The following is an 11,449-nucleotide window of genomic DNA, read 5'->3' as shown; positions in this document are numbered from 1 at the left end:
CGGTTCAGGGTTTTACGGTGAAGGGAATGTCGCCCCTCTGCAGTTTTGCCCGGTCCATCGCTTGTTGGGTGAGCGTCTTGAGCAATCCCAGCTTCTGCGCATTGAGCAGGTTCATCTCTGTTTCATAGTCGTCGGCGGTCATGACGCATCCGGGGGCGAACTCGCTTTCCGGTTTGCCGAGCTCTGCGGCGAGCACCCTGATCTCTTCCTTCAACTGCGCTTTTTCCTGTGCGGAAAGCGATTCGGTCGCCCGCTTTTCCAGGGCCATGTAAAACTCGGTCGTCGCATCGAGGCGGCGCCGGATAGCCTTGAACGCTGCGCGGTTGGAGCCCTGGAGGTAGGTCGCCCAGAAGGGCTGCTCGACGATCGAATCACGCAGCAGATCGCCCTCCTCCAGCGCCAGCACACGCGTGCAGGCATCGTCGATCATCTGCGGGGTAACGCCGGAATGCGTTCGGAACTGCAAGTCCCGGGATTGCCACGGCAAGTCCAACCGACTGGCGAGGTCCGTCATGTAGGCCAGGTGAGTCTCGACTTCATCGATGGTCCCGGTGACATCCCCTTGTGCATTCACCTGCCTGAACCGTTCGCCCTTCGCCAGACGCCCGGCAATTTCCTTATGCGCGATCCGGCTCAACTCATCCAGGCGGGATTTACCCTTGGCCAGCGATACCAATTCGGCTTCGACCAGACCCGGGTTGGCCAACTCGTAGGCTTCGTGGATGAGCACCTCGAGGCCCATGGCATTGAACAGCGAGGCACCGGCATCGACACAGTTGATCGGCTCTCGGGCCAGCGTGAAGATATTGCGGCGCAGTTCACTGTCCTTGTGCATGGCCTCCAGCATTCGCCAGAGCTTGGCCGTCATGTCGAGCCGGAACGCGCGGTCCTTTTCGAAGCTGGTGGACCTGGTGAGCAGGCGGATGTGATCGAAGAACGGTACCGAGCCGAATTCATCCTCCACCTCGTTCCAGACTGGCTGGCGGTCGACCCATTGCTCTCGGGTCAACCCCGTCTCCCAGTCAAGGCTGTCGCGCACGCCACGAGACGGATACGGACGCTCAGGGTCCAGGCCCACAGAGCGGATGTACGCTCGCAACTGATCAAGGTTCGCCTGCGATATCCATCGCGGCTCGCGATTGAGCAGCGTTCTGGCCAACAGTTCCGCTTCCACCGAACCGGGGACCACCTGCGGCACCAAGGTGATGACATTGGCTTGCAGGCTCAGATGGAAATGCCGCATACGGGCCAAGGAAAACAGACCGTCAGGCCATGTGCTGATCCCTGTGTCCGCCAGGATCAACGTGTGCAGTCGGGGCATGCGGCTGATGTCCGGAACACGCCGCAGCGGGTTGCGTTGCAGGTCGATGATTTCGAGGTTGAACAAATCGCGCAAGGCGTCCCTTGTCTGGCCGGTCAGTTCAATCCGGTTGTTGCCCAGGCGCAAATCGGTCAGATGGCGCATTCGGCCCACAGCCGCTGGCAAGCGGGTCAACTGATTTGCGTTCATGTTCAGCGAGCGCAACCTGGGGAACGGCTCGAGAAACGAAACGTGGGCATCGGTCATGCCGGTGTTGAACAATTTCAGTCGGGTGACATGGTCAAAATTTGCTTCCAGCTTCGGCATCGTTTCCAGGTGCTGACCGAGGGGGATATCACTGAGGTCAAGGACCCACCCCGTCGGGTTGCCCTGGGCATCGACATCCCGGGGGCCGCTGCGTTGCCAGCATTGCCTGACGGACTTGTAGACGCTGTTGCGCGACTGCCATTGGGACATGCCATCCGGGGATAGCCGGTAGGCATCGGTGGGCGAATCGAGCCAGCGCCGAAAGCTCTTGTTGAGTTGATTGAACTCGGCTTCAAGGGCGCTGACCCGTTCCTGCGCAGTCGCCCCGCTGTCGCTGTGCGCCAGGTAGGTTTCAATGTCGGTTTCGCTCCAGCCAGGGCGCAACGATTGCAGCCGTTCCTGCTCGGTCAATTGACCGGTGGCGCGACGAAAGCCTCGCATGCCACCGCGCAGCTTCATGGTTTCGGGATCGAACTTCAGCCTTCGCAGCGGATGCTCGGCAAGGATGGCCCTGAATGTTTCGTGGCTCAAAGGCGAGCGTAGAACCGCCTGTTTCAAGGCCTCCGATTGGTTGATCCGGTAACCCAGCGCTTCACGTTCGGCATCGGGCAAGGCATGCAGCACCGCGGCGAAAAGGCTGTCGGGGCCATGAAGCTCATGATCGTTGTCGTTGCGCGCCTCATACAAACCGTTTTCGTTCCTGATCAGCACCTTGCGCACGGCGGCGTCCACCGGGCCGATGCTGTCCTCCAGCACTCCGGTCATTGCACCGTTGCGGATTTCAAGGCGCAGGTTATCCGACCAGCCGGCCAGTGATTCGAGCGAATGCAGTACCAGCCGTTCGGTGTCCGCATTCTCCAGTGCGTCGAGAAACAATCCTTCATAAGAGCGGTTCAGCCGCACCTCCAGCAACGCCGCACGAGCGCGTTCCTTGAGCTGCAACGGCACGCGCTTGCGCTCGACCATCACCGCCAACTCTTGCGGCGATGCCCCTGCCAGCAGCTCCTTGGCAACATCAGTGGGCAGCTGCGCAAAGGCGTCCTGAAGCAAGGCGACGTTAGCGTCGGACGTCAGCGTTGCGCGTTTGTAGAACGCCTGGAACAGGCGATTGTTCTGCTGCTGTGCACGCAACGCCAGACGTTCGCGCAACGCGTCAATACTTGCAGGCCTGTCGCTGCGGCTCGTGCGGCCGAGTAGTCGCTGCAGCTCGTTCTCATCAAAGGCGTCTACCACGCGGTCGAACAATTTCCCGGCGATCAGTTCGGCAAACGTCAATTTCACACGGTGTGCAGGCGCGGCATGCGGATTGCCGTGCAGGATGGAGTCACCCCATAACTCCGGCCCGCGGAAAAGCTCGATGCCTTTGTACTCGGGCCAATAGGGCAGCTCTGTCATCAGCGGTGGCAGGTGATCCACCCATTCTGGCGCGACCTGATTGGCCCGGATCTGCTCCACCAGCGTCGCCACATCGGCATAGGCCTGGAAACGCGTGAGGGTGTCGGCCAACAAGGCTGGCGGCGACTCGGTTTCCACTTGCAGCTTGCGCAGCACGTGCTCGTCAACACCGCTGGCGATGCGAATGTGCTCCAGTGTCACGTCGGAAAATCCGTCGACAGAGGGACCGAGACGCCGCATCAACACCGTTTTGTCCCACTCGCGAGGTCGGTCGAGTTCGGTTTGCCAGGCACCGGCGCCGTTGTGCTCCAGCCTCGGCTGATAGGCCGTCGGCCTGCTCGGATGCCGCAGGCGCGGCTGCCCGGTATGGGGATGTGCTTTTACTTCAAAATATTTGCCGTCCATCGGCAGGATGTCCTGGTCGTTATGCCGATGAAGCCCGCGCTCGTCCGGTCGCGAGTCTTTGGGCAGCGACACGTTGTGCTCGTAAGGGCTCAGGTCGGGGTTCCAGAGACGGGTTGTGCCGTCGGCCAGTTCGACGGTTTTCAATCCGTCGATAAAGGGCGAGGCTTTGACCGGCGCAGGCGCGCCACCCGGCAGCACGTGCCCGGCGCCCATGATTGTCAGTTGGGCAAAATTGATCAGCACGCCGGTCAGATGGGCCGAGGCCTCTTCCTTGTCGCCCGTGCTCCAGTCCTCTATTCCCTCCAGGGTTTCGAGCATCATCTGCCCGACCATGGCGGCCAGCACAGCTTCGCCCAAACCGGGGACCAACATGGCGCCAAAATTGAAGAGGTTCCAGCCGATGTCCAGGTAGCTGCTCAGTCGTTTCCAGCGCGCAGCGGCATCTTCATCGCCCGTGGGCACGGCAATCTGTCGCGCATCGGCGAGCGCCTTGTCCTTGCGCCAGCGACAGAATTGTTGCCAGAAATCACCGTCAATAACGCGGGTGATCGGCTCGGCATCGGGGTTCTCGACGGCAGTCTCCCGCCACCACGGCCCCATGTTCAGCGGCTCGCGCTGATGCCACGTGAAGGTGCTGAAGCGCTCGTTGACGCGGGCGAAGAAGCGGCCCTTGTCCTTGTGAGGTACGAACCGGCTGAAAAACGCCTGATACTCCGCCCCGCGCAGCTGAGCGGTCAGCGCCGTCATGAAGTCGGTGAATGAATCGTATTGTTTGAGAGGGTGATCCGGATCGTCAGGGATGTAGGCGATCAATGTCCCGTCCAGTCGGCTGTGTTCATGAACGTCGTTTCGGCGCAGCATTTCCTCGACCACGCCCGTCGGGCCGTTGGCAAAAAAGGCCTGCAATACCTTGAACTGGTCAAATTCCTGCCCAGGCAACACCGACAGGCGGCGCGACCAGTCCAGCAAGGTTTGCAGCTGTTCCGGCACCAATTGATCGATAGCGGTTTTTATTTTCGAGGGATCGGCCACCGCGCTGAACAGCACAATGCCGGTCAATCGGGTGCCTAACAGTGAGAGCCGATGTGCCTGTAATGGGCGGTTCCGATACAGGATGTTTTTCTGGTTGTCCCAGACTTTTCTCAGCGTGCCGCAGGTATAGGCATCTATATCGTTTTTCAATAACGCAATGGTCATGGACTCATTGAAAGCAGCCCTTTCCTGAGCGATGAACTGTTGTTCAAAGGTGTCTCGCTCAGTGACATCAGAGGGTTCCAGCAAGGGCTTGATGTGTTGTTGATACTGCGCGCCGATATCGAGCTTGCGACACAACGCGACAAACTGTCCGACCGTTAATTGATGACGCCGAAGTTCGCCTTCAGCGTCTTTGACAAAAATGCCTGACTCGTCGCGAAAAGCGCCTTCCAGCGCTTCGGACGCCTCGAAGTTATGTAGCGCGGCCTCCAGCAGCGATGATTGCCTGACCCGACTGGCCTGGGTGTCGATGCCAAAACCTAACGTAGCGCGCTCATACAGACGCAATGCAGTCGTATCGACGTCCAGTTCGACGTTCAGCTCATCCTTGATGGCCTGGGCAAGTAACGGTTTCGCAAAGGCCTTGATGTCCGTTTGCAGGTTATTAATCCTGCCAGCGACAACTTCCTGTAAATGCCAACGCTCCTGTATGAGTTCTTGCAGATATTGACGATCCATTGGCTGAGCCTGGATATACCAATCCGGGAAATCAGCTTTGAAGTCGGTCATCGATTCCAGCCTTGAAGCGGGAGCCGTTTTAATCAGGGCCGGTATTTTTTCCGCGAAATAGTCCGAATGAACGTTGTCGACTAAACCCACCACTGTCGGCGAAGTTTGCGACATGGCTTTTTTTGGTACGGCAGTCATTTTTCGCAAATCCCTATGCGATTAACAGAGTGCCCAGCTTATGCACCCGCAGCCAAAACAAAAGCTTAAAAAACTGCTGAAAAAACCCGGAAAAGTCGAAACGACATTTAACTTACGAACCTGAAAAACAAATAAATACCACCCAGCCCGTCCGCCATGTGATCCGCTTTCCAAGCGGCAGTTATTACCCCGTCGCCAAAGGGGCTAGTATTCCCTGACATTCCCAGCAGGAAACCGGACATGCGCCTCCCCGATTTCATCACGCAGCAGGTAGACCGTATCGTCGATGAATGGGAACAGTTCGCCAGAACCATCACCCCGGCAGCCGAAAACATGGATCGAATGGCCCTGCGCGACCATGCCAGAGCGATTCTGCTGGCAGCCGCCCGGGACATGACCAAACCCCAGACCGCCAGCGAACAACTGGCCAAGGCCAAGGGCGAAGGCCCGGAGAAAACCCCGAGCCTGGATCAAGCGGGCGCCAGCCATGGTGAATTGCGCCATACCGTAGGGTTCGACCTGGTGCAGATGAGCAGCGAATTCCGCCATTTGCGCGCCTGTGTCATCCGCCTGTGGGTCGCCAGCCTGACCTCCCCCGACCTGGCCTACTTCCAGGACATGATCCGTTTCAATGAAGCCATCGATGAAGCGCTCGCCGAGTCCACGGCGGCCTATGCCGAACAGATGAACCATTCGCGGGATATTTTCCTGGCGATTCTCGGCCATGACCTGCGTGTGCCGCTGCAAGCGGTGAGCATGTCGACTGAAATGCTGATGCGCAAAACCACACTGGAAGGGGATGCGCTTGCCTGCGCGGTCAACATCAAGCGCGGTGCCCGCCACATGGCGGTGATGGTTAGCGAGTTGCTGGAACTGGTGCGCAGCCGCCTGGGCAAGCGCCTGCCGATCGAAGCCGGGCCCATGGACCTCGCCGATGTGGTGCATGCCGCCATTGCCGAAGCCTGTGCCGGCAATCCGGAGTGTGATCCGACGGTGAGAATCGAGGGTGATACGCAGGGAGTCTGGGATGCCGGACGAGTGGCGCAACTGCTGCAAAACCTGATTGGCAATGCGCTGCAACATGGTTCCAACAAACGCGACGTGACGGTCACGCTCATCGGTGAAACCGATGCGGTGCGCCTGATGGTGCACAACTTCGGGGTTCCGATTCCCGGGGACGCCATCGGTACGATTTTCGATCCCTTGGTGCGCCGAGCCGACGAAGAGCTAGGCGCGCCCTCCACCAGCCTTGGCCTGGGGTTGTTTATCGTCAAGGAAGTGGTCGACGCACACGCGGGGACGATCGAGGTCAGTTCCAACGAAGCAGAAGGAACGCTGTTTACCGTGGTGTTGCCACGCAAGACCTGATCAATGCGCCCCGCATCTGCCGCATCGTTCCTACAGGTCTACCACCAACCGTCCCAGCCGCTGCTTCAACATGCGGTTTTCGGCCCGTAGTTGCTGGACCTCTTCGAGCAGGTCCAGCGCCAGGGCGACGCCTTCCCATTCCAGCTCAAGATCGCGCCGCAGCTTGGCGGCACGCTTGGCCAGCGCCAGTTCGAAATCGGTGAAAAGCCAATCCTTGGGCGCGGAGCCCTGAGGTTCGAGGATGCCGTGTTCGACGATTTCGATCACGTAAACGTCCGACAGATCGGTCGCCTCACAGAATTCTGCCATGTCCAGATGAACGATCAGGGGGCTGCTCATGATGGGCTACACCTTCTCTTGGATCAGAAATTTTCTCTCGGATTGAACGCGGCCTTGTCAGCCAGTTCCTGCCACAACGCATTGACCTCATCGCTGGAAGCCTTGGGCATGACCGCCTTCAATTGCACGAACAGGTAGCCGCGCTCGCCAGCCTTGTTCAGCAGGCCGTGGCCCTTGGCGCGCATGCGCTGGCCATTCTGGCTGCCGGCCGGCACTTTGAGATTGATCTTGCCAGTCAGGGTCGGCACGGCCACCTCGGTGCCCAACGCCAATTCCCACGGCGCCAGGGGCAACGTGATGATCAGGTTCTCGCCTTCGACGTCGAATTTAGGATGCGGCGCAAAGCGAATAATCAGGAACAGGTCGCCATTGGCGCCACCACCGACACCCGGAGCACCCTGGCCCTTGAGGCGAATGCGCTCTCCGTCGGCGACGCCGGCGGGGATTTTCACGTTCAGGCTTTTGCTGGTGTTGCTGACGTGCTGGCCGGCAGCGTTGTACTGCGGCACCTGGAACGTGACCTTCTTCGATTCGTTCGAGAGGGTTTCTTCCAGGAATATCGGTAGTTCCATTTCCACGTCTTGCCCTCGACGTCCGGCGCTGCGGCCCGACTGCCCACCACCAAAACCAGGGCCACGGTTGCCGAAGATCGAACTGAAGAAGTCCGAAAAATCGCCCGAGTCCTGACCGCCGCCAAAACCACCGCCGCCACGTCCCTGCCAACCTGGCGGGCCCTGGAACGGCTGGCCGTGCTGGCCGTATTTGCGCAAGTCGTCGTATTCGGCGCGTTTGTCAGCGCTTTTCAACGCTTCATAGGCTTCCGACGCGTCCTTGAACTTTTCCTCGGCGTCCTTTTCCTTGCTGACGTCGGGGTGGTATTTGCGCGCCAGCTTGCGATAGGCGGCCTTGATCGTCTTATCGTCAGCGGTCGGCTCTACGCCGAGAATCTTGTAATAGTCTTTGAAGTCCATCGCGGGAATCACCATCCGTTATCAAAATCGCGCCACCACCGGCAGCATGCGCGCATTTGCAGCCGCCAGGTTGACCGATCTCAAGGTTGTGACCGGGTAGCGCATCAGAAGTTTATCGGCAGCAGTGGACGGTTCTTGCGACCGCCCGGTGGCTGCCAGGGTCAATGCAGACAAGTTTGGGGCATCTGGCCAGCTTATCAAGGCGCTATTGGCTGCGATTTAGCGGATAGTCGGCCTTCGAATCTGCGTCGCACTGACATACACTGCGCGGCCGTTTTTTAACCGGAACTCGAAAGACATGAAAAACGCATCTCCAGCCCGTGCCTGTGGCATCGACTTCGGCACGTCCAACTCCACCGTCGGCTGGCTGCGCCCCGGCATGGAAACGCTGATCGCGCTGGAGGACGACAAGATCACCCTGCCGTCAGTGGTGTTCTTCAACATCGAAGAACGCCGCCCGGTCTACGGCCGCCTGGCGCTGCACGAGTACCTGGAAGGCTACGAAGGCCGGCTGATGCGCTCGCTCAAGAGCCTGCTGGGTTCCAAGCTGATCAAGCACGACACCAGCGTCCTCGGCACGGCGATGCCGTTCAAGGACCTGCTCGGGCTGTTTATCGGTCAGTTGAAGAAACGTGCCGAAACGACCGCCGGTCGCGAGTTCGACGAAGTGGTGCTCGGGCGTCCGGTGTTTTTCGTCGATGACGATGAGATGGCCGACCAGGAAGCCGAGAACACCCTGGTCGACGTGGCCCGCGCCATCGGCTTCAAGGACGTCTCGTTCCAGTACGAGCCGATTGCAGCGGCGTTCGACTATGAGTCGACCATCGAAAAGGAAGAACTGGTCCTGATCGTCGACATCGGCGGTGGTACGTCCGACTTCTCGCTGGTGCGCCTGTCGCCTGAACGTCGCATGCACGACAACCGCCACGCTGACATCCTCGCCACCGGCGGCGTGCACATCGGCGGGACCGATTTCGACAAGCAATTGAGCCTGCAAGGCTTGATGCCGCTGTTCGGCTACGGCAGTCGCATGAAAAGCGGCGCCTACATGCCGACCAGCCACCACATGAACCTGGCGACCTGGCACACCATCAACTCGGTGTACTCGCAGAAGTCGACGCTGGCGCTGGGTAGCATGCGTTACGACATCGAAGACACCGGCGGCATCGATCGCCTGTTCAAGCTGATCGACCAGCGCGCCGGCCACTGGCTGGCCATGGAAGTGGAAGAAACCAAGATCCAGCTGACGCACGCCGACACCCGCCATGTGCCGCTGGACCGGATCGAGCCAGGCCTGAGCGTGGAACTGACCCGCGCGTTGTTCGAATCGGCCATCGAAGCGTTGCTGGAGCGCGTGCGCACTAGCGTGGCCAAGATGCTGAACGACGCCAATGTTCGAGTTGATCAGGTCGACACCGTGTTCTTCACGGGTGGTTCGAGCGGGATTCCGGCATTGCGCAATGGGGTTTCGGCGATGTTGCCGAAGGCGCGGCATGTGGAAGGGAACATCTTTGGCAGCATCGGCAGCGGTTTGGCGATTGAAGCCATGAAGCGTTATGGCGCGATGGACTGATCCGGAGCCGAGTCGCGCCCTTCGCGAGCAAGCCCGCTCCCACATTGGCATGCGTTTTACTGTGGGAGCAACTGCCTTAACCCTGCCATTCGGTGCCGTCGCGCAGCATGGCATTCAGCCGGATTAACAGTATCCGCATGAAGGCGATCAGTGCGACTTTCGCGCTCATGACGTCTCTCCCTGGAATCGATAGGGCGGCGAGGACAATTCCCCGTCTCGCAAGCTAATCAGTCCTTGGAAAAAACATCTACGGTCAGAAATAACAGGTGCTGACCCAGCGTTACACCATCCCGATCTGCTTCAACTCACTCTTGAGATAGGCGTAATAAATCGGCCCCGCCACCACCCCCGGCAGGCCGAACGCGGCCTCGAACACCAGCATTGCCAGGAGCAACTCCCACGACTTGGCACTGATCTGCCCGCCGACAATGCGCGCGTTGAGAAAGTATTCGAGCTTGTGGATGAAAATCAGATAACCCAATGCCGCGATGGCCACCCAGATCGACAGTGACAAACCGACGATGGTGATCAGCGTGTTCGACATCAGGTTGCCGATCACCGGCAGCAGGCCGAGCAGGAAGGTCAAGACGATCAGGGTTTTGGTCAGCGGCAGCTTGATGCCGAACATCGGCAGAATGACCGCCAGGAAGATCCCGGTGAAGAAGGTGTTGAGCAGGGAAATCTTGATCTGGGCGAAGACGATGTTGCGAAACGCTTGCACCAGCAGGTGCAGGCGATCAAACAGCGCGGCGGCGAGCGGCTTGCGCTTGGTCACGTCCGGCACCCGCTGCAGGGCAATGATCGCCCCCAGCACCATACCGATCAGCAGCGTCACAAACATGTGCGCCGCGTCTTTGCCGACCAGTTGCAAGTCGCTGAGGTGCTTGCTCATCCACTCGCCAATGGCCACGCGGAATTCAGCGGCACTGGCGGGCAGGTAGGCGTCGATGAACGGCGGCAATTGCCCGCGCGCACGGTCCACCACGTGCATGAATTTATCGAGTGAAGCCCCGGGGTTCTCCGCTTCATGCAGCAGGAAGCTGATGGCGCCGGCAAAGATCAGTGCCAGGACGCTCACCACCAGCGTGCCGAGCAGCGCCACCGCCAGCCAGCGGGCCCGCCGACCTTCGATCAATCGCTGCAATTGCGGCGTGAGCATGTTGACCAGTTCGAACACCAGCAACCCGGCAAGCAGGCTGGGCAACAGACGCAGGGGGAGCACCAGCAGCAAGCCACCAAAAATGATGATCCAACTGATCAACAGCAAAACGTGGCGTTGAGAAAACGTTGGCATACAGCCTCAAAACGGACAGCGTAAAAAGGATTGGCAGTCTGCCAGCGTTCCGATGCCAGCACTAGGCATTGTGCAGGTCGACCTTAGTCGGGGGACTGACGGTTTTTATCAGTGGGCTTATTGCCCCCATCGACGGAACACCGCCCGCAGCCAGCTCACACACAATAGTCCCGCGAACCATAGATCCAATGTGGGATCGGGCTTGCTCGCGAAGGCGCTGTGTCAGTCGACCAAGGTGCCGAATTGGCAACCTCATTCGCGAGCAAGCCCGCTCCCACGCTCAGACCGTGTTTATCCCGATGGCCTATTTTTTCTTCAGGCAGTCGCTCATGAAGGTTTTGCGTGCATCGCCCTTCAACGCCTGAGTGGCGGCGGTGGCGTTGCAGGTTTTCATTTTCTCTTGTTGAGGGGTCAGGACTTTGGCGTCGTTGGCGGCCGGCGCAGCCTTGAGGCAGGTGCTCATGAATGTTTTGCGCTCATCGCCCTTGAGGCTTTTCGCGGTAGCGTCGGCATTGCAGGTGGTCATCTTGTTCTGTTGGGCAGTGGCGGCGAAGCCCTGGGAGCAGAGCAGCAAACCGATCATCAACAAAGGGACACGCAACATCTTCATGGAGTTTTCTCCTTGTCGCCGCACC

7 protein-coding genes are annotated in these 11,449 nt (G+C 59.4%); 2 read left to right on the top strand and 5 right to left on the bottom strand.

The window, feature by feature from the left end; translation table 11 throughout:
• Window positions 1-4 precede the first annotated feature (4 nt).
• Window positions 5-5,131 (bottom strand): NEL-type E3 ubiquitin ligase domain-containing protein, encoded by a 5,127-nt coding sequence (locus ACQKP4_RS04750; RefSeq protein ID WP_427630897.1) that lies wholly within the window; start codon window positions 5,129-5,131, stop codon window positions 5-7.
• Window positions 5,132-5,509: 378 nt separating this feature from the next.
• On the opposite strand from ACQKP4_RS04750, the gene ACQKP4_RS04745 reads away from it, so the two are divergent.
• On the top strand, window positions 5,510-6,637 hold the full coding sequence (locus ACQKP4_RS04745) for a sensor histidine kinase (protein WP_427630895.1): 1,128 nt from the start codon (window positions 5,510-5,512) through the stop codon (window positions 6,635-6,637).
• A gap of 30 nt (window positions 6,638-6,667) precedes the next feature.
• On the opposite strand, the gene ACQKP4_RS04740 is transcribed toward ACQKP4_RS04745, so the two are convergent.
• Both ACQKP4_RS04740 and ACQKP4_RS04735 read right to left on the bottom strand, forming a co-directional pair.
• Window positions 6,668-6,976, bottom strand: a complete 309-nt coding sequence (locus tag ACQKP4_RS04740) for a chaperone modulator CbpM (protein WP_427630893.1) — start codon at window positions 6,974-6,976, stop codon at window positions 6,668-6,670.
• Between the two features lie 23 nt (window positions 6,977-6,999).
• Window positions 7,000-7,947: a DnaJ C-terminal domain-containing protein gene (locus ACQKP4_RS04735; protein ID WP_427630891.1), complete on the bottom strand. Its 948-nt coding sequence runs from the start codon at window positions 7,945-7,947 to the stop codon at window positions 7,000-7,002.
• Window positions 7,948-8,245: 298 nt separating this feature from the next.
• On the opposite strand from ACQKP4_RS04735, the gene ACQKP4_RS04730 reads away from it, so the two are divergent.
• Complete coding sequence (locus ACQKP4_RS04730) at window positions 8,246-9,520, top strand: Hsp70 family protein (RefSeq protein WP_427630889.1); 1,275 nt, start codon at window positions 8,246-8,248, stop codon at window positions 9,518-9,520.
• A 280-nt stretch (window positions 9,521-9,800) separates the two neighbouring features.
• On the opposite strand, the gene ACQKP4_RS04725 is transcribed toward ACQKP4_RS04730, so the two are convergent.
• A complete protein-coding gene (locus ACQKP4_RS04725) occupies window positions 9,801-10,814 on the bottom strand; it encodes an AI-2E family transporter (protein WP_427630887.1) in 1,014 nt (337 codons plus the stop codon).
• 304 nt (window positions 10,815-11,118) lie between these two features.
• A complete protein-coding gene (locus ACQKP4_RS04720) occupies window positions 11,119-11,424 on the bottom strand; it encodes a PsiF family protein (protein ID WP_427630885.1) in 306 nt (101 codons plus the stop codon).
• Window positions 11,425-11,449: the final 25 nt, after the last annotated feature.

The organism is Pseudomonas sp. NPDC086278 (assembly GCF_050280905.1).
In the GTDB taxonomy this organism is placed as follows: Bacteria; Pseudomonadota; Gammaproteobacteria; order Pseudomonadales; family Pseudomonadaceae; genus Aquipseudomonas.
The sequence above is the reverse complement of the archived record's forward strand: the minus strand, read 5'-3'. Positions and strand labels throughout refer to the sequence as shown.

Bases quoted from the DNA above. Each gene is read 5' to 3' on its own strand.
- ACQKP4_RS04730 (WP_427630889.1), top strand. From the start codon at position 8,246: ATGAAAAACGCATCTCCAGCCCGTGCCTGTGGCATCGACTTCGGCACG.
- ACQKP4_RS04745 (WP_427630895.1), top strand. From the start codon at position 5,510: ATGCGCCTCCCCGATTTCATCACGCAGCAGGTAGACCGTATCGTCGAT.
- ACQKP4_RS04725 (WP_427630887.1), bottom strand. From the start codon at position 10,814: ATGCCAACGTTTTCTCAACGCCACGTTTTGCTGTTGATCAGTTGGATC.
- ACQKP4_RS04720 (WP_427630885.1), bottom strand. From the start codon at position 11,424: ATGAAGATGTTGCGTGTCCCTTTGTTGATGATCGGTTTGCTGCTCTGC.
- ACQKP4_RS04750 (WP_427630897.1), bottom strand. From the start codon at position 5,131: ATGACCGACTTCAAAGCTGATTTCCCGGATTGGTATATCCAGGCTCAG.
- ACQKP4_RS04735 (WP_427630891.1), bottom strand. From the start codon at position 7,947: ATGGACTTCAAAGACTATTACAAGATTCTCGGCGTAGAGCCGACCGCT.
- ACQKP4_RS04740 (WP_427630893.1), bottom strand. From the start codon at position 6,976: ATGAGCAGCCCCCTGATCGTTCATCTGGACATGGCAGAATTCTGTGAG.